8 protein-coding genes are annotated in these 21,869 nt (G+C 71.4%); 6 read left to right on the plus strand and 2 right to left on the minus strand.

Features of this window, described 5'->3' with window-relative positions; all coding sequences use genetic code 11:
- The first annotated feature begins 45 nt into the window (after window positions 1-45).
- Window positions 46-1,032, plus strand: coding sequence for an aldo/keto reductase (locus OG245_RS29450; protein ID WP_371626386.1), 987 nt, complete (start codon window positions 46-48; stop codon window positions 1,030-1,032).
- 97 nt (window positions 1,033-1,129) lie between these two features.
- Window positions 1,130-1,894, plus strand: coding sequence for an SDR family NAD(P)-dependent oxidoreductase (locus OG245_RS29455; protein WP_371626387.1), 765 nt, complete (start codon window positions 1,130-1,132; stop codon window positions 1,892-1,894).
- On the opposite strand, the gene OG245_RS29460 is transcribed toward OG245_RS29455, so the two are convergent.
- Window positions 1,884-2,849, minus strand: a complete 966-nt coding sequence (locus OG245_RS29460) for a ScbA/BarX family gamma-butyrolactone biosynthesis protein (RefSeq protein ID WP_371626388.1) — start codon at window positions 2,847-2,849, stop codon at window positions 1,884-1,886. The genes OG245_RS29455 and OG245_RS29460 overlap by 11 nt on opposite strands.
- 124 nt (window positions 2,850-2,973) lie before the next feature.
- Here OG245_RS29460 and OG245_RS29465 point away from each other — a divergent pair, with 124 nt between their 5' ends.
- The 4 genes from OG245_RS29465 (at window position 2,974) to OG245_RS29480 (ending at window position 20,215) form a co-directional block, all read left to right on the plus strand.
- On the plus strand, window positions 2,974-3,615 hold the full coding sequence (locus tag OG245_RS29465) for a ScbR family autoregulator-binding transcription factor (protein ID WP_371626389.1): 642 nt from the start codon (window positions 2,974-2,976) through the stop codon (window positions 3,613-3,615).
- Window positions 3,616-3,907: 292 nt separating this feature from the next.
- Window positions 3,908-5,029 (plus strand): IS701 family transposase, encoded by a 1,122-nt coding sequence (locus OG245_RS29470; protein WP_371626390.1) that lies wholly within the window; start codon window positions 3,908-3,910, stop codon window positions 5,027-5,029.
- 156 nt (window positions 5,030-5,185) lie between these two features.
- Window positions 5,186-6,031 (plus strand): BTAD domain-containing putative transcriptional regulator, encoded by an 846-nt coding sequence (locus OG245_RS29475; protein ID WP_371626391.1) that lies wholly within the window; start codon window positions 5,186-5,188, stop codon window positions 6,029-6,031.
- 432 nt (window positions 6,032-6,463) lie between these two features.
- The gene (locus tag OG245_RS29480; RefSeq protein WP_371626392.1) at window positions 6,464-20,215 is read left to right on the plus strand and encodes a type I polyketide synthase; all 13,752 of its coding nucleotides are present in this window, start codon (window positions 6,464-6,466) and stop codon (window positions 20,213-20,215) included.
- 93 nt (window positions 20,216-20,308) lie between these two features.
- On the opposite strand, the gene OG245_RS29485 is transcribed toward OG245_RS29480, so the two are convergent.
- Window positions 20,309-21,643, minus strand: a complete 1,335-nt coding sequence (locus OG245_RS29485; protein ID WP_371626393.1) for a nucleotide disphospho-sugar-binding domain-containing protein — start codon at window positions 21,641-21,643, stop codon at window positions 20,309-20,311.
- Window positions 21,644-21,869 lie beyond the last annotated feature (226 nt).

A 21,869-nucleotide genomic window follows, 5' to 3' on the forward strand; every position in this document is an offset into this window, starting at 1 on the left:
GCCCGGGGCGGGCGACGCTGCCCGATCATCGTGCGAGAGGCGACCATGCGCTACACCCACCTCGGCCGAACCGCTCTTCAGATCAGTGGGATCTGCCTGGGCACGCTGAATCTCGGTGTCCGGGCAGACGAGCCCGAAAGCTACGCCATTCTGGATACCGCCGTCGATTACGGAATCAATTTCGTCGACACGGCCAACCAGTACGGATGGCAGAAGTACAAGGGCTTCTCGGAGGAATTCCTCGGATCGTGGTTCGCCCAGGGTGGTGGCCGGCGCGAGAAGACGGTTCTCGCGACCAAGGTCGGCAATCCGATGAGCGAGTGGCCCAACGAGTCGGGTCTTTCGGCGCGGCACATCATCGCGTCCTGCGAGGCGTCGCTGCGACGCCTGGGGACGGACTGGATCGACCTCTACCAGATGCACCACATAGACCGGCATGCCCCGTGGCCCGAGGTGTGGCAGGCGATGGAAACGCTCACCCAGCAGGGAAAGGTGCGCTACGTCGGCTCATCGAACTTCGCCGGATGGCACATCGCGGAGGCTCAGGAGAGCGCCGAGCGCCGGAACTTCCTCGGTCTCGTCTCGGAGCAGAGCGTCTACAACCTCGTCACGCGCCATATCGAGCTGGAAGTCATTCCGGCCTGCGTGCGGTACGGCGTGGCGGTGCTGCCGTGGTCGCCGCTGCACGGCGGACTGCTCAGCGGTGTTCTGCGGAAGCTGTCCGAGGACCGGGCGATGAAGAGCGGCCAGGGGCGGGCGGCCGAGGCGATGGAGCTTCACCGGGACGCGATCGCGGCGTACGAGAAGCTCTGCGCGGAGATCGACGCCGAGCCCGCGGAGGTCGGTCTGGCGTGGGTCATGTCCCGCCCCGGGGTCACGGCCCCCGTGGTCGGCCCCCGTTCGGTCGAGCAACTGGACAGCGCGGTGCGGGCGATGGACCTGCGGTTGTCGGACGACGTCCTCAAGCGTCTCGACGCCCTGTTCCCCCCGGTGGGGAAGGGCGGGCCGGGGCCGGAGGCGTGGGCCTGGTAGCGCCCTTACGGGCCCGCGGAAAACGTGTCCCGGCGTGCCTGTTCCCGGGCTTCTCCGGCTCTGCCGCAGGCCGCGGACCATCTGTCAGAATCCAGCCATGAGTAATGATCTTCTTATCGGCAAAGTCACGCTCATCACGGGTGCGAGCAGCGGGATAGGGGCAGCCGCCGCCCGCGTCTTCGCGGCGGAGGGCGCCTCGGTGGTGCTGACCGCTCGCAGGGAGGACCGGCTCGCCGCGCTGGTCCACGAACTCAGGGGCAAGGGAGCCGAAGCCGCGTACGTCGTGAGCGACGTCACGACGGGCGAAGGGGCCGCCGCTGCGGTCGATCTCGCTCTGTCGGAGTTCGGCCGGCTCGACGCGGCGTTCAACAACGCGGGAATCGGCGGCGACCGAACGCCCCTCCACCTGATGACGGACGACGTCTACGACAGCATCATGGACGTGAACGTGCGTGGCGTCTTCAACTGCCTGCGCGCCGAGATAGCCGCGATGCTGCCGGGCGGTGGCGGGACCATCGTCAACAACAGCAGTGTGGGCGGCCTCGTCGCGATCCCGACCGCCGCCCCCTACATCGCTTCGAAGCACGCGGTCGTGGGCCTCACCCGCGCTGCGGCGGACGAGTACGCCAAGCAGGGGATACGGGTGAACGCCGTCGCCCCGGGGACCACGCGCAGCGAGATCACCGCGGACTGGTTCGGCCGCAACCCCGGCCTGGAGGAGCTGGTCAACTCCATGACTCCCCAGGGGCGTACGGCCGAACCGGAAGAGGTCGCCGCCGCTGCCGCGTGGCTGCTGAGCGACCGGTGCCCCTTCCTCACCGGAACGGTGCTGCCGGTGGACGGAGGCTTCGTCAACCAGTGAGTCCGTCATGCGGCGCCGGCCGGCCGGCCGGGCGTCCGCGGTCGGCGCCGCCGTTCCGTTCCGGGTGCAGAATGTCGGCGTGGAACTTGGTGACGCCGCCCTGGACGCCGCTGACGCGCACGGTGGAGCGGGAGCCCGGCGCGGACCGCAACGTGGCTTCCAGCCAGCAGGGTTCGTCGAACTCGACGTAGTGCAGGTAGGAGACGGACACCCGTGAGGGCATCACGGGGTCCGGCCCGAGCACGGCCCGCGCCACCTGGTCGGCGGCCTCCAGCAGAGCCAGTCCCGGTACGTGGTCGACCGGGTGGTCGAACAGGTGCAGGTCCCGCACATCGTTGCGGAGCTGCCAGCGACGGGGCCGCTCGGTCGCCGCGATGGCGACCTCGGTCTCCGAGCGCCGCCCGAGGAGGGACGGGGCCACCGGGGCGGGAAGGGGCCAGACACCCCAGTCCACGGTGGCGTGTTCGCCGCGCAGCCTTCGGTAGACGGCGGGGGAGACCCATCCGAACTCCGCCTCCGCCCGCGCGACGGTCACCTCGCCGTGGAGGATGCGGAATCGCATGTGCAGTGCCCTGCCGGCTCTGGTCACGTCCACCAGGACCCGCAGCGGTGTGGTCCGCGCCGGCGACGCCCGGAGTTCGGGGGACAGCGCGAACTCCAGTGAGTTGAGCAGCGTCTGGTGCGAGAGGGGCACGCCGTACTCGGCGTGCGCCAAGGTCAGGCCGCACTGCCGGACGGTCTGGGCGACCAGTCGCGGGTCGTAAGGGAGGGAGCAGGAAAGGGGCGGCCACCGGACCGACACGGCGAACAGGTCGGGCCCGATCTGGCCCCAGTTGGTCACCAGAACGGAATCCTGGTGATGAAGATGGGTGTAGGCGGCAAGTCGTGACGGGTCACCCGATGTGTGACCCCTGGAACTTTCCTGGTTCTTCGCAGTAGTGCTCACGTCGGACACAAGCCCCCCGGACCTTGTCGATGCTTAAGCGGTGCGTCGTAAACTACCGGCCGACGGTCCGGTTTTCTTCGCACATCAGTGTGAGTTCAAGCACTGGTCAACAACGCACAAAGGGGGTAAAGAGTTGGCAATACAGGAGCGGGCGCTGCATACACGCAAAGTCATCCTGGAGGCCGCGGCGGAGCTTTTCAACGAACTCGGGTACGAGGCCACCACGATCGCCGCGCTCATCGATCGCCTGCCGGTGACAAGAGGCGGCGTGTACTTCCACTTCACTTCGAAGGCATCTCTGGCGGAGGGCGTGCTCGCCGAAGCCGTCACCACCGAGGGCGTGGTCGAGCAGCAGTTCAAGCTGCAGGAGTGGGCGGACCTGGGGCTGCTGCTCGCCCACCGGATGCCCGCCGAGCCGATGCTCAGGGCCTCGATCCGGCTGGCCGTGGACCCGAACGCCCGACGCCTCTTCGGCACGCGCTGGCCCGACTGGATCAGGCTGGGCGAGGGGCTGTTGACCGAGGCGAAGGAGCGGGGGGAACTGCTGCCGCACGTCGTGCCGGCCGAGACCGCGAGGCTGCTGGTGGGCGCCTGGACCGGCGTTCAGCTCGTCACCGAGTCCCTGCCGGGTCGAGGTCTGCCCCAGGAGGTGTCGAACCTCTACGCTCTGATCCTGCCGAGCATCGCCGCGCCGGGCGTCCTGGCCAGACTGGAGGTCTCGCCGTTCCGTGCGGAACGACTCCTCGCGGGAGCGCGGGCCCGGGCTGTCGACTGAGTCCGAGGCCCCGTTCACCGGTCTCGTACGGTCGGCCGTAGGCGTACGATCCACCGGTTCGTCCGGGGATGCCCGGGTGGCGCCCGATCGATGAGGAGGGCGCCCTCGTCGTCCTCGATGGGTGCGATCGTCGCGCTCTCGGAGTCGTTGCCGGGCGTTCCGGGGGCGGGATGACGTATTTTCGCGAGCGTCGACATGGAAACCGGACAGCCGTCATGATTTGGAGGACGGACAGGGGGCCGGCCCGCGCCGGGCGCCCCGCGGTCTATTGGGTAACGGGGGGCCTGGGGCTATGAAGGGGTATCGCGACGTCCGGGCGCGGGCGGCATCCGGTCTCGGGCCGGATCTGTTCGACTCGATGCAGCGGAGTCGGCAGCGTGCCAACGCTGAGCGGTATGTGCGAGGGCTGTTGGTGGTGCCGGGGCGCAAGACGTTACGCAACATCGCCTCGCAGTTCGACGGCTTATCGGCCGAGCAGAACGTCCATCACTTCATCAGTGAGTCGCCCTGGGAGTGGATGCCGATACGGCGGTCGCTGGCGCGCCGGGTCCAGGGGATGCTGGAGCCCGAGGCCTGGGTGATCAATTCCACGGTCATCCCCAAGACGGGTTCGTACTCGGTCGGCGTGGATCCGCAGTACCACCCGCACACGGGGCGGAGCGTCAATGGGCAGCGGGTGGTGGGTAGCTGGATGGCCACCCCGCGGACCGCGGTCCCGGTCGACTGGCAGCTGTGCATCTCCGGCCGCTGGCTGGAGGACCCGCTGCGGACGCGGGTCGCCATTCCCGCCACCGTCACGGAGAGTTCCGTCGAGACGTGTGTGCGCGCGGCGGTGGCGCAGGCCGTGAGCATCGGAGGGCTGCCCGGCGGGCCCTTCGTCATCGACGCCGTGGAGGCGGACACGATGGCCTTGACCCGGTACCTGCTGATGTCCGGAAATGTCTTCGTGGTGCGGGTGGCTCCCGAGACGCTTCTCCGGCTCGACCGGGCCGAACTTCCCCGGTACGGCGACCGGGAGCAGCCCGCGGGCGAGCTGGCCGCCGCGCTCACCCGGCTCCGTCGCCGGGTCAATTCGGCGGACGGCCCCATGCTCGCGGCGGCGATTCCCGTGGTGATGCCCCGGTCCTCCGGCGGCCGCAGGATGACGCTGGTGGCGGAGCGTGCCGAGGGCATGCCCGATCGCCTCTGGCTGACCAGCGCTCATACGCTGTCCGTCGCGTCGGTGTTGAGGCTCACCCGGCTGGTCGGCGTGGTGGCGCGGGGCTTCTCCACGACCTCGGAAGCCGTGGGGATGCTGGATTTCGCCGGGCGTTCCTACCCCGGCTGGCACCGGCACATGACCCTGGCCTCGGTGGCCCACATGGCTGCCGCGCTGAACGTGGAGGGTTCGCCCACCGAGGGCGGAGGGTCGTGAAGCGACCCCGAAAAGCATACTACCGTCCGGTAACTTGACTTTCTCTTGGATTGATCCGGGGGTGCGTGGCGGCTGCTCCTTAATGTTGAGGTCACGACCCGAATGGAACCGAGCAGCGAAGTGGGCGCCGATCGCGCCGGAACAGGAGCGCAAACCGTGCAGTTCAACCTCATTGGCCCCTTCGAGATCGTCACCCACCGTAATGAAAAGTTCGCGCCGAAGGCTCCCAAGGTCTGCCAGATGCTCGCCGTGCTGGCGCTCCAGCCCCGGGAAGCGGTCTCCGCCAGCACGCTCATCCGCGAGCTGTGGGGCGAGAATCCACCAAGGGGAGCCGCGCGGACGCTCCAGACGCACGTCTATCACGCGCGGCGGATGCTCGACGACGCCCAAGTGGCCCTCCCGGGCCGCGCACTCCTGACAACGATGGCTCCGGGGTACCGCCTGGACATCGCCGACGACGAGGTCGACGTCCGTTCGTTCGAGGGATCCGTCAGGAAGGCCCATCAGGAGCTGGAGGGCGGGGCGCCCGAGCGTGCCGCGGATCAGCTCGACCGCGCTCTCGCGCTGTGGCGCGGCCCGGTCCTGGACAACATCCCGGTGGGCGGAGTTCTCACCGGCCACGCGGTTCACCTGGAGGAGCTGAGGCTCCACGCGCTCGAACTGCGCGTGGAGACCGAGATGAGGCTCGGGCGCCATCGTGAGTTTCTGCCCGAGCTGCGTGCCCTGGTGCACGAGTACCCACTGCACGAGTGGTTCCACGGCCAGCTCATCTCGGCCCTGCACCGGTCGGGTCGCAGGGGCGAGGCGTTGCAGGCCTATCAGAATCTCTACCGCATCCTGAATCGCGATCTGGGACTTGAGCCGTCCCCCGAACTCCAGCTGCTCCAGTCCCAGATCCTCAATTCGAGCCCCGGGAGATATCCCCGGCGGATCCGCCGACGTGACGAGGTCAGGTCCGGTTACGTGGTCACATCTCTCTGGGCCGCGGCAGACGCCGGCTAAGGGCTGTCCCGTAATCCCTGGCGGGCGCGCGACGACAGCTACGGCACCTCGCCGCGTTGTCGGAACATCCCCATACATCCAGTATGCGGACGCCCCTCCGCCTTGCGATGCACCGCATCTGACGCCGCACGCTGATCCACCAGGGCTTACGGGACAGCCCTTAGGCAGGAGCGCGCGGGTCGGTGAGCGTCGGTCGACCGCATCCGCCGGGTCAGCGGCCGACGGTGCTGTCGCGCAGCGCGACCTGTGGGGAAACATAGGATGAAACAACGCGGCACGGTCAACCTCGGGACCATCATCCGGTAATGCGGCATGAGTTCCGACATCGCACTTTATGGGTTACCAGTAGATGACCGTCGCGCACGGACACCACTTTAGGCTCACCTTTCTGCATGGTTTTCCAGGTCATTCAGGAAGGGCGATCCGCGCGCGATGAAGAGCAACCACAATTCAGTTGAGGTCGGAGCGCAGCGCGAACGGGAAGAGGGCATCGCCGTCATCGGCATGGCCTGCCGACTGCCCGGGGCGGCCGGACCGGATTCCTTCTGGGAACTCCTCCGCAGCGGTTCCGACGCCATCACCGACGCGCCCGCCGACCGGTGGGACGAGTCGGAGCCCCCAGCGGGAAACAGCGCCGTTCGCCGGGGTGGATTCCTCGACGGCCCGGGCGACTTCGACGCCGCCTTCTTCGGCGTGTCCCCGCGCGAGGCGGCCGCGATGGACCCTCAGCAGCGGATCGTCCTGGAACTGGCCTGGGCGGCGCTGGAGGACGCGTCGATCGTCCCGGAACAGCTGCGCGACACCCGGACCGCCGTCCTCGTGGGGGCGCTGCGCGACGACTACGCGGGCCTGGTCAACCAGTACGGCGACGGTGCCGTCACGCAGCACAGCATGACCGGACTCAGCCGCGGCATCATCGCCAACCGGGTCTCCTACCACCTGGGTCTGCGCGGCCCCAGCCTCACGGTGGACACCGCCCAGTCCTCCTCCCTGGTCGCGGTTCACCTGGCCGCCGAGTCCCTCCGGTCCGGGGAGTCGACCCTGGCCATCGCCGCCGGCGTGCACCTCAACCTGCTGTCCGGGAGCGCCGTCGTCGAGGAGCGGTTCGGCGGACTCTCGCCGGACGGCACCACCTACACCTTCGACAGCCGGGCCAACGGTTTCGTCCGCGGCGAGGGCGCCGGCGTCGTCGTCCTCAAACCCCTCTCCGCCGCCGTCGCCGACGGCGACCGCATCCACGGTGTCATCCGCGGCAGCGCCGTCAACAACGACGGCGCGACGGCCGGGCTCACCGTGCCCGGCGTCCAGGCGCAGCGCCAGGTGCTGACCGAGGCGTACGCGAAAGCCCGGGTCCACCCCTCCGAGGTGCAGTACGTCGAGCTCCACGGAACGGGGACTCCTGTCGGCGACCCGGTGGAGGCCGCCGCGCTGGGCGCGGTGCTCGGCGCCTCCCGGAGCGCGGACGATCCGCTGCTCGTCGGCTCGGCCAAGACCAACGTGGGCCACCTCGAAGGCGCTGCCGGTATGGTCGGCCTGCTCAAGGGGCTCCTCAGCCTCACTCACCGCGAGATCCCCGCCAGCCTCAACTTCCGGACACCGAACCCGGCCATCCCGCTGGACGAACTCGGCCTCTCCGTGCCGGTCGGGCCCACCCCGTGGCCGCACCCGGACCGCCCGCTGGTGGCGGGCGTCAGCTCGTTCGGCATGGGCGGGACCAACTGCCACGTCGTCCTCGGCGAGGCCCCCGCGGCCGAGTCCGGGCCGCGGACCCCGTCCCGGGGCACTGTGCCGGGCGGGGTGCCGTGGCTGGTCTCCGGGCGTGGAGCCGCGGCCCTGCGTGCCCAGGCCGCCGCGCTGGAGGACTTCACGGCCGTACGCAGGGACGACCCCGTCGATGTCGGATGGTCCCTGCACACCACCCGTACGGCCTTCGACGACCGAGCCGTCGTCCTCGGATCGCACCCGGAGGAACTGCGTTCCGGCCTGAGGGCGCTCGCCGCCGGGACGCAGGCACCGGGTCTCGTACGCGGAAGGGTCCAGCAGGGCGGTCTCGCCTTCCTGTTCACCGGGCAGGGGGCCCAGCGCGCCGGCATGGGCCGCGGTCTGTACGAGGCGCACCCGGTCTTCGCCGAGGCCTTCGACGCCCTGTGCGCCGCCTTCGAACCGCACCTGGACCGGCCGCTGGCCGAGGTGATGTCCACCGGTACCGATCTGGAGCGGACGGGATACGCCCAGCCGGCCCTGTTCACCCTGGAGGTGGCGCTGTTCCGGCTGCTCGCGTCGTGGGGGCTACGTCCCGACGCCGTCGCGGGACACTCGATCGGTGAGATCTCGGCCGCCCACGTCGCCGGGATCATCCCGCTCGACGACGCCGTGACACTGGTGGCCGAGCGGGCCCGTCTGATGGAAGCGCTGCCGGAAGGCGGCGCGATGGCCGCGGTGCGGGCGCCGGAAGGCGCGGTGGCGGACCTGCTCGCCGGCCGTGAGGGAGAACTCGCGCTCGCCGCGGTCAACAGCCCCGATTCGGTGGTCCTCTCCGGTACCGAGCGCGCCGTCGCGGAGGCGATGGGAATCCTGGCCGAACGCGGCCACGAGGCCCGCCGGCTGACGGTCAGCCATGCCTTCCACTCGCCCCTCATGGACCCGGTCGCGGACGACTTCCGCCGGGTGGCCGAGGGCTTGACCTACCGGACGGGCGACTTCCCGGTCGTCTCCACCCTGACGGGGAGGGTGGCCGAGGGCGAGGACCTGCGGAGCGCCTCCTACTGGGCCGGCCAGCTCCGCGGCACCGTCCGCTTCGCCGACGCCGTGAAGACGCTGACCGACCTGGGCGTCACCACCTTCCTGGAGATCGGCCCCGACGGGGTGCTCTCGGCGCTGGCCGACGCCGTGACCGACGGCTCCGCCACCGCCGTACCCGCCCTGCGCAGGGAGCGCGACGAGGCGCGGACGCTGGCGACGGCCCTGGCCGCGCTGCACGTCCGGGGCGTGGACGTGGACTGGGGCCCGCTGTTCCCGGCCGGGGCCCGCCGGGTGCCGACGCCGACGTACGCCTTCCAGCGCACGCGCCACTGGATCGACGTACGGCCCGGCGCCCGGCGCCCGGCGCCGCCCGTCCTCCCCGCGCCCCGGCACGACGTCCGGAGCCCGGATTCCGACAACGGGGGCGGGGTGCTCCCCGGCTCGGCTCCCGAGCTGGTCACCGGGCTCGTCGCCGCCGTCCTGGAATACGGTCCACAGCAGCGCGTGGACCACCGGCTTCCCTTCAGGGAGCTCGGCTTCGACTCCTTGATGTCGGTCGAACTGCGCGACCGCCTCGCCGAGGCCACCGGCCTGCGGCTGCCCAGCGGCCTGATCTTCGACCACCCCACCCCCGCCGCGCTCATCGCCTACACACGGGCGGCGCTGGACGGCACGGCGGACGAGGACGCCGGGGACGGGACCGCTCCCGCCCTCCGCGACGACGAACCCATCGCCATCGTCGGCATGGCCTGCCGGTATCCGGGCGGCATCGCCTCACCCGAGGACCTGTGGCGTCTCGTCGCCGAGGGCGGCGACGCCATCGGCCCGTTCCCCGACGACCGGGGCTGGGACCCGGACCTGTACGACCCCGACCCCGAACGGACCGGCAAGAGCTCGGTGCGCGAGGGGGGCTTCCTCTACGACGCCGCCCACTTCGACGCGGGCTTCTTCGGCATCTCGCCGCGCGAGGCGGCCGCGATGGACCCGCAGCAGCGACTCGTCCTGGAGTCCGCGTGGGAAGCCGTCGAACGCGCGGGCATCGACCCGCGCACCCTGAGCGGCACGCGCACCGGCGTCTTCGTCGGCGCCACGTCCCTGGACTACGGCCCCCGGCTCGCCGACGCGTCCACGGAGGCCGAGGGACACGTCCTGACCGGCAGCACCAGCAGCGTCGTGTCCGGCCGGGTGGCCTACCAACTGGGCCTGATCGGGCCCGCGATCACCGTCGACACCGCTTGCTCGTCCTCCCTCGTGGCCCTGCACATGGCGGTCCGTTCACTGCGCTCCGGCGAAACCACCATGGCGCTCGCCGGCGGGGTCGGCGTCATGTCCTCCCCGGGGATGTTCGTCGAGTTCTCCCGCCAGCGTGGACTCGCCGGCGACGGCCGGAGCAAGTCGTTCGCCGCGAACGCCGACGGCACCTCCTGGGCCGAGGGCGTCGGCCTGCTCCTGGTGGAGCGGCTCTCCGACGCCCGACGCAACGGACACCACGTCCTCGCGGTGATCCGGGGCTCCGCGGTGAACCAGGACGGCGCCTCCAACGGGCTGACCGCACCCAGCGGGCCGTCGCAGCAGCGGGTCATCCGCGAGGCGCTCGCCGACGCCGGGCTGCACGCCTCGGAGGTCGACGCCGTCGAGGCGCACGGCACCGGAACGGCCCTCGGCGACCCCATCGAGGCCGAGGCGATCCTCGCCACCTACGGCCGGGACCGCCGCGGAGGAAACCCGGTCTTCCTCGGCTCCCTCAAGTCCAACATCGGCCATGCCCAGGCCGCGGCGGGCGTCGGCGGCGTCATCAAGATGGTCGAGGCCATGCGCCACGGCCTGCTGCCCAAGACCCTCCACGCCGACGAGCCGACTCCGCGCGTCGACTGGGCCTCCGGTTCGGTCGAACTCCTCGTCGACAGCCGCACATGGCCCGGCGCCGACCGCCCCCGCCGCGCCGCCGTCTCCTCCTTCGGCATCAGCGGCACCAACGCCCACCTGGTCCTCCAGCAGGGGAGCCCCGAGCCCTCCGCCGCCCCCGCCCCGGAAGCAGAGCCGGTCGAGGGGCCCGTCGCGTGGCCGCTCGCCGCCCGGGACGAGCCCGCGCTGCGCGCCCAGGCGCGCCGCCTGCTCGACCATCTCGACGAGCATCCGGCGGCCGACGCCGCGGACATCGGGTTCTCGCTCGCCACCACACGTACGGCCTTCGACCACCGCGCCGTCGTGACGGGCGGGACCATGGAGGCCCTGCGAGCGGGACTCGGCGCCCTCGCCGACGGCCGGGAGGTTCCCCACCTCGTCACGGGCAACGCCACCCGGACGGTGAGCACCGCCTACCTGTTCGCCGGTCAGGGCTCCCAACGCCCGGGCATGGGCAAGGAACTCGCCGCCCACAGTCCGGTCTTCGCCGCCGCGCTCGACGACGTCTGCGCGGCTCTCGACCCTCACCTGGAACACCCGCTCCGCGACGTCATGTTCGCCGAACCGGACACGTCCCGGTCGGAACTCCTCCACCGCACCGCCTACACCCAGCCTGCCCTCTTCGCCTTCGAGACGGCGCTCCTGCGGCTCCTGGACCACCACGGTGTCGTGCCGGACTTCCTCGCCGGCCACTCCGTCGGGGAACTCGCCGCGGCCCATGCCGCCGGAGTCCTCACCCTCACCGACGCCGCCACCCTCGTCAGCGCGCGCGGCCGCCTCATGCAGGAAGCCCGCGCCGGCGGCTCCATGATCGCCGTCGAAGCGACCGAGGCCGAGATCATCCCCACCATCGCCCGGTACGACGGCGCCCTCGCCGTCGCGGCGGTCAACGGCCCCCGTGCCGTGGTGGTCTCCGGTGACACGGCGGCGGCGCTGGAAGCGGCCCGGCACTGGCACGACCAGGGCCGGCGCACCCACCGGCTCCGTGTCAGCCACGCCTTCCACTCGCCCCACATGGACGGCATCCTCGACGACTTCCGCACCATCGCCGCCTCCCTCACCTACCACCGGCCCGCCGTTCCCGTCGTCTCCACCCTGACCGGAACCACCGCCACCCCCGAGCAGCTCACCTCTCCCGACTACTGGACCGACCACATCCGGGGCACCGTCCGCTTCCACGATGCCGTCACCACCCTGCGGACCCAGGGCACCACGACCTTCCTCGAAGTGGGCCCCGACGCCTCGCTCGCCTCCCTCGCCCAGGCCTCCCTCACCGAACCGCACACCACCGCGATCCCCCTCCAGCGGGCCAACCACCCGGAACCGCAGACCCTGCTCAGCGCCGTCGCCCGGGCCCACACCACCGGCACCCCCGTGGACCTGGCGACACTCACCCCCCGCGCCGAACGCGTCGCCCTTCCCACCTACGCCTTCCAACGCCGTCCCTACTGGTCGGCGCCCGCGCCCCGAACCGATGTCAGGGGGCTCGGCCTCGACGAGATCGGCCACCCGCTGCTGACCGCTGCCCTCACGCCGGCGGACCGCGACGAACTCCTGCTCACCGGCAGCCTGTCGCTGCGGACCCATCCCTGGCTCGCCGACCACGCCGTCGCCGACGCGGTGCTCCTGCCCGCCACCGCCTTCCTCGAACTCGCCCTGGCTGCGGGGCACCGGGCGGGCGTCGAGCACGTCGCCGACCTCACGCTGGAGGTGCCGTTGACCCTGTCCGAACAAGCGGTCATCGGCGTTCAGGTGGCAGTCGCGCCACCGGACCCCTCCGGCGCACGCGCCTTCACCATCCACTCCCGGCCCGGTCTGCCCGACGCCGCCCCGGGCCCCTGGACCCGGCACGCCACCGGTCTGCTCGGTGCGCTCCCGAGCACCGCCCCCGAGACCGGGGAGGACAACGATTCCTGGCCGCCGGGCGGCGCGGGCGAGGAGCCGCTCGGCGATGCCTACGAGCGACTGGCGGAGCTGGGCTACGCGTACGGCCCCGCCTTCCGGGGACTGCGGCGGCAGGGGAGCCTCGACGGCCGGATCCACGCCGAGATCGAACTGCCCGAGAACCTGCTTCAGGACGTCGGGGGATTCGGTCTGCACCCGGCCCTGCTCGACGCGGCCCTGCACCCCCTGGTGCTGGCCATGGCCGACTCCGGCGCCCCGGACGCCATCCGCCTGCCGTTCACCTGGAGCGGGGTGACCCTCCACGCCACGGGGGCCACCACGGTGCGCCTGCGCGCCACGCCGACGGGAGACGACACGTACGCGCTGTCTCTCACGGACCCGCACGGGGCCCCCGTCGCGACCGTCGACTCGCTCGTGATGCGGTCCGTGGCCAGGGACCGGGTCGCGCCGGCCGGGGCCCCGTACGCCCAGGCCCTCTTCCAGGTCGACTGGCACGATCTCCCGGCGGCCCGGGAACCGCGGCGCGGCGTCCTGGAGGTGAGGGGCGGACGGCTGCCCGAGACCGCCGGCGCCGACGACCTCGTGGTGCGGCTCGACCTCGATGACGCCGGAGCACAGCACACACCGGAGGCCGCGCACACCGTGGTCCGCGAGGCTCTCGGTCTGACACAGCGGTGGCTCGCCGACGACAACTTCCGGGACTCCCGGCTGGTGTTCGTCACCCGGCGGGCCGTGGCGGTCGAGCCGGACGAGCCGATCGACGGACTGGACTCCGCGGCGGTCTGGGGACTCGTGCGCTCCGTGCAGACGGAGCACCCCGGGCGCGTCGTCCTCGTCGACCTCGACGAGGGCACCGACGACCGGCTGCTGCGTGCCGCCCTGGCCACCGGCGAACCCCAGCTGGCCGTTCGGCACGGCAAGGTGAGAATCCCCCGCCTGCGCCGGGCGGGCGCCGGATCGCACTCCACCGCTCTCGATCCGGAGGGAACCGTACTGCTGACCGGCGGCACGGGCGGTCTGGGCGGACTGTTCGCCCGTCACCTCGTGCGTACTTACGGGGCGCGCCACCTTCTGCTGACCAGCCGTCGCGGCCCGGACGCCCCCGACGCCGCGGCCCTGACCGCGCAGCTCACCGAACTCGGCGCCCGCGTCACCGTGCTGGCCGCCGACGTCTCCGACCGGGAGTCGGTCGCCACCCTGCTCGACGGGGTCGACCCCGCGCACCCGTTGACGGCCGTGGTGCATCTGGCGGGCGTCCTCGACGACGCGACGACCGAGGCGATGACCGAGGCACAGCTGGAGACCGTGCTGAGGCCCAAGGCGGACGCCGCCTGGCACCTGCACGACCTGACCCGCGACCTGGACCTGGCCGCCTTCGTCCTCTTCTCCTCGGTCTCCGGTCTGCTCGGTACCGCCGGCCAGGCCAACTACGCCGCCGCCAACAGCTATCTCGACGCGCTGGCCGCGCACCGTCTGGCCCTCGGGCTGCCCGGCGTATCGCTCGCCTGGGGGCTGTGGGACGGATCGCACGGGATGGGGACGCGTCTGGACCGGTCGGACGTGGCCCGCTGGGCCCGCGCCGGGATCGACCCGATCGACGAGGAGACCGGACTCGCCCTGTTCGACGCTTCCCTGACGACCGGAAGCGCCCTCGGCGTGCCCGTTCCGCTCGTCCCGTCCAGGCTCCGCGACGCCGATGACGTGCCCGCACTGCTCCGCGGCCTGGTACGGACACACCGCGCGTCCGTCACGCCCGCGGCCCGGGCGGCGGCCGGTGCCGACTGGCCCGGGCGGATCGCCGCCCTGCCCCGGGACGAGCGGGCCGACGCGGTCCTCGCTCTGGTCCAGGAGGCGGTCGCCGGCGTGCTCGGGCACGCGGGAGCCGATCAGGTCGATCCCGAGCGGGCTTTCAAGGACCTCGGCTTCGACTCGCTCGCCGGGGTCGAGCTGCGCAACCGGATCCACCGCGCGACCGGTCTCCGGCTGTCGACGACGGTCGCCTTCGACCATCCGACCACCGCGGCGCTCGCCGCGCATCTGAGTGAGCGCGTGAGCGGTACGGTGTCCGCTCCCGCGACCACCACGAAGCGCGGCACGGTCACGGACGATCCCATCGTGATCATCGGCATGGCCTGCCGGTTCCCCGGCGGAGTGCGCTCGCCCGACGACCTGTGGCGCCTGGTCGCCGAGGGGAGGGACGCGATCGACGCGTTCCCGGAGAACCGGGGTTGGGATCTGGAGGCTCTGTACGATCCGGATCCCGAGGCCGTGGGTACGTCCTATACGCGGCACGGTGGGTTCCTGTACGAGGCGGACCGGTTCGACGCGGAGTTCTTCGGTATGTCGCCGAGGGAGGCCACGGCGACGGATCCGCAGCAGCGGCTCCTTCTGGAGACGGCGTGGGAGACCTTCGAGAACGCGGGGATCGACGCGTCGACGCTGCGGGGCTCACGCACGGGTGTGTACACCGGCGTGATGTACGACGACTACGTGTCGCGTCTGCCGAAGAGCCCGGAGGAGTTCGAGGGCTTCCTGCTCGCGGGGAACCTCTCCAGCGTCGTCTCGGGCCGACTGTCGTACGCCTTCGGCCTGGAAGGGCCCGCCCTCACGGTCGACACCGCGTGCTCGTCGTCACTCGTCTCCCTGCATCTCGCGGCGTCAGCGCTGCGTGAGGGGGAGTGCGATCTCGCGCTGGCGGGCGGAGTCACGGTGATGGCGGGTCCCCAGACCTTCGTGGAGTTTTCGCGGCAGCGGGGGCTCGCGGTCGACGGGCGGTGCCGTTCGTTCTCCTCGGACGCGAGTGGTACCGGCTGGTCCGAGGGCGTCGGCCTGCTCCTGGTCGAGCGGCTCTCCGACGCCCGGCGCAACGGACACCACGTCCTCGCCATCGTCCGGGGCTCCGCCGTGAACCAGGACGGCGCCTCCAACGGCCTCACCGCACCCAACGGACCCGCCCAGGAACGCGTCATCCAGCAAGCCCTCACCAACGCCGGCCTCACCACCACCGACATCGACGCCGTCGAGGCCCACGGCACCGGAACCACCCTCGGCGACCCCATCGAAGCCAACGCCCTCCTCGCCACCTACGGCCAGAACCGCACCCACGACCACCCCCTCTACCTCGGCTCCCTCAAATCCAACATCGGCCACACCCAAGCCGCCGCCGGCGTCGGCGGCGTCATCAAAATGGTCCAGGCCATGCGCCACGCAACCCTCCCCAAAACCCTCCACGTCCACAACCCCACCCCCCACGCCGACTGGGACTCCGGCCACATCGAACTCCTCACCCACACCCGCGACTGGCCCACCCACGACCGCCCCCGCCGCGCCGCCGTCTCCTCCTTCGGCATCAGCGGAACCAACGCCCACCTCATCCTCGAAAACCCCCACACCAACACCAACACCAACACCGAAGCCGACACCGGCACCGACAACGAGACCGGTGGCGGGGCCGAGGCCGGGGCCGGGGCTGTCACCGAAGCCGGAGCCGGGGCTGTCACCGGGGCCGGGGCCGGGGCTGGTGCTGGGGTGGTGCCTCAGCCGGTCTCCTGGGTCCTGACCGCCCGCACCGCACCCGCCGTCACCGCCCAGGCCACCCGCCTCCTCGACCACCTCCACGACAACCCCCACCTCACCCCCACCGACATCGCCCACGCCCTCGCCACCACCCGCACCACCCACGACCACCGCGCCGCCGTCATCGGCACCACCCGCGACGAACTCCTCACCGCCCTGAACGCACTCACCACCCACACCCCCCACCCCAACACCCTCCCCACCGCCAAAGCCCAAACCCCCCACACCACCTACCTCTTCACCGGCCAGGGCTCCCAACGACCCGGCATGGGACAACAACTCCACACCCACAACCCCGTCTTCGCCACCGCACTCGACCACACCTGCGAAGCCCTCGACCCCCACCTCGAACACCCCCTCCGCGACATCATGTTCGCCCGCCCCGACACCCCCCAAGCACAACTCCTCCACCAGACCCAATGGGCCCAACCCGCCCTCTTCGCCCTCCAGACCGCCCTCCACCACCTCCTCACCCACCACGGAATCACCCCCCACACCCTCATCGGACACTCCGTCGGAGAAATCGCCGCCGCACACGCCGCCGGCATCCTCACCCTCACCGACGCCGCCACCCTCGTCACCACCCGCGGCCGCCTCATGCAACAAGCCCGCACCGACGGCACCATGATCGCCGTCCAAGCCACCGAAACCGACCTCGCCGAAGACCTCGCCACCCACCACACCCACATCACCCTCGCCGCCATCAACAGCCCCACCGACCTCGTCATCTCCGGCGACCACCACACCGCACACACCCTCGCCGCCCAATGGCGCCAACGCGGCCACAAAACCCGAACCCTCCACGTCAGCCACGCCTTCCACTCCCCCCACATGGACGACATCCTCGAAGAATTCCACGCCACCGCCACCACCCTCACCTACCACCCACCCCACACCCCCCTCATCTCCACCCTCACCGGCCAACCCACCACCCCCACCGACCACACCACCCCCCACTACTGGACCCGCCAACTCCGCAACCCCGTCCGCTTCCACCACGCCCTCACCCACACCCCCACCACCACCCACTACATCGAAATCGGCCCCGACCCCGTCCTCACCACCCTCGCCAAACACCACCACCCCCACACCACCACCATCACCCCACTCCACAACAAACACCCCGAAACCCACACCCTCACCACCGCCCTCACCCACACCCACACCACCACCCACACCACCCCCAACCCCAACACCACCCACCAACCCACCACCCCCCACACCCCCCTCCCCACCTACCCCTTCCAACACCACCACTACTGGCTCAACGGCTCCCTGTCGGCCACCGACGCCGACGGCCTCGGCCAGACGACACCCGGCCACCCGCTCCTCGGCGCCGCGGTGCGCGTCGCCGACCGGGACGCGTATCTGTTCACCGGACTGATCGGGCGTCGGCTCCAGCCGTGGCTGACCGACCACGCGGTCCACGGGACGGTGCTCCTCCCCGGCACCGCGTTGCTCGACCTCGCGCTCACCGCGGCTCGGCAGACGGGCTGCGAGCTGGTCGAGGACCTCACGCTGACAGCGCCGTTGGTGCTGGACGGGAGCGGGGACACCCGGATCCAGGTGGTGGTGGACGAGCCCGACGAGTCCGGAAGGCGGCGCCTCGCCATCCACTCCCGGAACGTCGGCGACGGACTCGACGACGACCGGCCGTGGGCCCGGAACGCCGAGGGCGCCATCACCTCCGGCGCGGCTCCCTCCGAGGGGCTGCACGTGTGGCCTCCGCGCGGAGCGGACGAGGTCAGCCTCGACGGGGCCTACGAGCGGCTCTCGGCCGCGGGATACGACTACGGGCCGGAGTTCCAGGGCCTGAGCAGGGTGTGGAGGCGGGACGACGAGATCTTCGTCGAGGCCGAACTCGGCGGGGAACGGACCGGCACCACGCCCTTCGGCCTCCACCCCGCCCTGCTGGACGCGGTGCTGCACCCGCTGTTGCCCGGGGTGATCACGTCGGACGGACCGGCCTGGTTGCCCTTCACCTGGTCGGACTTCACCCTCCACCGGCCCGGGGCCACCACGTTGCGGGTGCGGCTCACGGTCACCTCACGCGGGGACGACGCGCTGCGGATCGCGCTGACGGCAGCGGACGGGGCGGGAAGCGCCGTCGCGACCGGATCGCTGCTGCTGCGGCCGTTGTCGAAGGAAGCCCTGCGCACGTCGGGCGGCGCCTCGGACGGGCTCCTCCGTATGGAGTGGACGCCGCTCCGCGGTGCCGGCGGGGCGCGGCCGCTCCCGTTCGCGATACTCGGCGCCGGTGCTCTCGCCGCCGGGAGCGATGCGCCGCGGTTCGCCGATCCCGCCGCACTCCACGCGGCCGGCCCGCTGCCCCCGGTGGTTCTGCTGCCCCTGGTGGACCCGGCGCAGGACGGCCCGCTGCCCGAACGCGCACGGGGGGCGGTGCTGGGGGCGCTGGAGGCGGTGGCGTCCTGGATCGAGGACGAACGCACCGCGGACTCCCGGCTGGTGATCGTGACCCGCCGTGCGGTGGCCGTGGGGGACGAGGACGTCACCGACCTCGCGCACGCCGGCCTCTGGGGCCTGCTCAGGTCCGCGCAGACCGAGAACCCCGGACGCTTCACCCTGCTGGACGTGGACGACGACGTTCCCGGACCGGTGCTCGCCGCCGCGCTCGTCGACGACGAGCCGCAACTCGCCGTCCGCGACTCCACGCTCATGGCGCCGAGGCTCTCCCGCACCCTGCGGGAGTCGAGCGCCGATGCGGTCCGATGGGACAACGGCACCGTCCTGATCACCGGCGCGACCGGCGCGCTCGGCGGTGTCCTGGCCCGGCATCTGGTCACGGAACACGGGGCCCGACGGCTGCTGCTGCTGAGCCGACGGGGGGAGGCGGCGCCCGGAGCGGCCGAACTGGCCGCCGGTCTGGAGGCGCTGGGCGCGGACGTCGGCTTCGCGGCCTGCGACGCGGGTGACCGGGACGCCCTGGCCGCCGTGCTGGAGAGCATCCCCGACACCCACCCGCTGACCGCGGTCGTGCACACCGCGGGGGTCCTGGACGACGGGGTCGTCACGCGGATGACGCCGGAGCAGTTGGAGAAGGTGCTCAGGCCCAAGGTCGACGCCGCGTGGAACCTCCATGAGCTGACCCGGGACACCGAGCTGACGGCGTTCGTCCTGTACTCCTCGGTGGCGGGGCTGCTGGGGACCGCGGGGCAGGCCAACTACGCGGCGGGGAACACCTTCCTCGACGCCCTGGCCGGACATCGGCGGGCCATGGGGCTGCCGGGACTCTCGCTGGCGTGGGGGCTGTGGTCAGGCTCCGGCACCATGGGCGGGGACCTTCAGGAGACGGATCTGCGGCGGCTGTCCAAGTCGGGACTCCTGCCACTGGCCCCGGACGACGCCATGGCTCTCTTCGACGGGGCGATCCGCGCCGGCGAGAGCGTCGTCGCGGTGACCCGGCTGAACGGAGCGGCACTGCGCGCCGGACCGGACACGCTCCCGCCGGTCCTGCGCGGACTGGCGGGCCCGAGCCGGCAGCGGCGCGCCCGGGCCGCGGCACCGGACGACGCGAGGGACGCGTCCCTCGGCGAGCAGCTGGCCGGACTGGCCCCGGAGGAGCGCGAGCGCATCCTGACCGACCTGGTGCGTGCCCAGGTGGCCGGCGTACTCGGACATGCCACGCCGTCCGGTATCGCCGCCGACAGGTCCTTCCAGGAGCTGGGCTTCGACTCGCTCACCGCGGTCGAACTCCGCAACCAGCTGAACCGGGCGACAGGGCTGCGGCTGCCCACCACGCTGGTCTTCGACCATCCGTCGCCGGCGGCGATCGCAGCGCACCTGGACGGAGAACTGACCGTGGCCGAGGTGTCGGGCGCCGATCCCGTCCTGGCCACGCTCACGGCCCTCGCCGACGAGATGGTCGTGGCGGCGGGGACCCCGGACGCGCAGAAACTCATCTCGGAGCGGCTCCGGGAACTGCTCAAGGCCGTGGAAGGGGCCGGAGCGAGTCGGGGCGGTGAGGGCGAGGACCGCGAGGACCTCGACTCGGCGAGCGACGAGGAGCTCTTCGCCCTCTTCGACGAACTCGACTGATTCCTGCACGAAGAGGGCCTGCCACCACGGTGTCACCGTGGTGGCAGGCCCTCTTCGACGCGTACGGCCGGGCGTGAAGCGGGAGCTCCGCTGTCAGCCGCCCGACCGGTTCTCCCGCGTCAGCCGTTCGAGGAGCGGTACCACCTCGGCCGGGCCGGGCGCCGCCAGCAGATCGTTGCGCAGGCCGGCGGCGCCCCGTCGGAAGGAGGGTTCGCTCAGCACGCGCTCCAGCCGGTCCCGCATCTCCGGGATGGTCAGGCGGCGGTGGTCGAGCGTCAGTCCGGCGCCGCTCCTCTCCAGATAGGAGGACGTGGCCGGCACGTCCATGTGCTGGGTGGCGAAGGTGTGTTCGTTCCCCTCGTCGTCCACCGTCGTGAAGTCGTTCTCGTCCGACGTGATGAGCTGCGGCACGTTGGCCGTCGCGGCCGCCGCGAAGGAGCCGATGCCGCCGTGGTGGATGAAGGCCGACGTGGTCGGCAGCAGCAGGGTGAGAGGCATGTAGTCGACGGTCCGGACGTTGTCCGGCAGGGTGGTGATGCCTTCCAACTGCCTCTTGTCGAGCGTGGCCACCACCTCGACGTCCATCGTGGAGACCATCTCCAGCAGGCTCGCCACCCGTGCCTGGCTCTCCTTGAAGTACGTACGCATGGACACGCCGAGCGATATCGCGACCCGGGGCCGCTCCGGTCGGGCGTAGAGCCATTCCGGGACCACGGCGGTACCGGTGTAGGGCACCCATCGCATGGGGATCGTACGGTGGGTCACACCGAGCCGCATCCCCGAGGGCACGGGGTCCACCGTCCACTGTCCGAGCAGCAGTTCGTCGTCGACCTCGACCCCGTAGTGGTCGGCGACCGGCCGCACCGTGTCGACCATCGGATTCTCCCCGAGCGCCGCCCCGAGCACCCGCCGCCGTTCCGCGAACCGGTCGATAGCCCAGCCCCAGTAGTCCTGCCCCCACAGAAGGCGGGCGTGTGCCGCCCCGGCAGCGCGTGCCGCCACCGCGGCCGACGGCCAGCACGGATCCCACAGGACGAGATCGGGTTCCCAGTGCCGGGCGAACCGGACCAGTTCGTCGACGGCCGCGTCGACGGTGTCGGATGCGCGGTCCAGGGGATGGAAGTCCCACATGAGGGGCAGGACGAACGTGCGCAGCGTGTCCCAGAGGTAGCGGTCGCCCGGGGAGAGGTCGAGAGCCTCCGCGAGGCGGTCGAGGTTCGCCTCGGTGTCGTCCCCGGTCCGTGACTCGGGAAGGGGGCCGTCCTCGCCGAGGGCCACCGGCACGAGCCCCAGCGAGCGGATGGTCTCCGCCATCATGGGATGGGCGGCCACCCGGACCTCGTGCCCGGCGTTCTGGAGCGCCCAGGCGAGCGGGGCGACGGGGTACAGGTGTGCCTTGGCGGGCCAGGTGGTGAACAAGACGCGCATGAATTTCTCCCCCTTGAGGCAAAATCCGGACCTGTTAGTACAGAGAGCAGGTTCTTCGGAAGCTACCACGGGGTTATGTGTTCATAATGCATTTAATTACCGGGCGATGACTGGTGTGCCGGGTGAAGGTATTGCCAATCCAATCCCGCGCCGTCCTGGTCCGCGGGATGCGGGATGCGGGATGTGGGATGTGGGGAGAGGGAAGCGACGAGTGGCCCTCCGTGGA

The organism is Streptomyces sp. NBC_01116, from assembly GCF_041435495.1.
GTDB lineage: Bacteria > Actinomycetota > Actinomycetes > Streptomycetales > Streptomycetaceae > Streptomyces.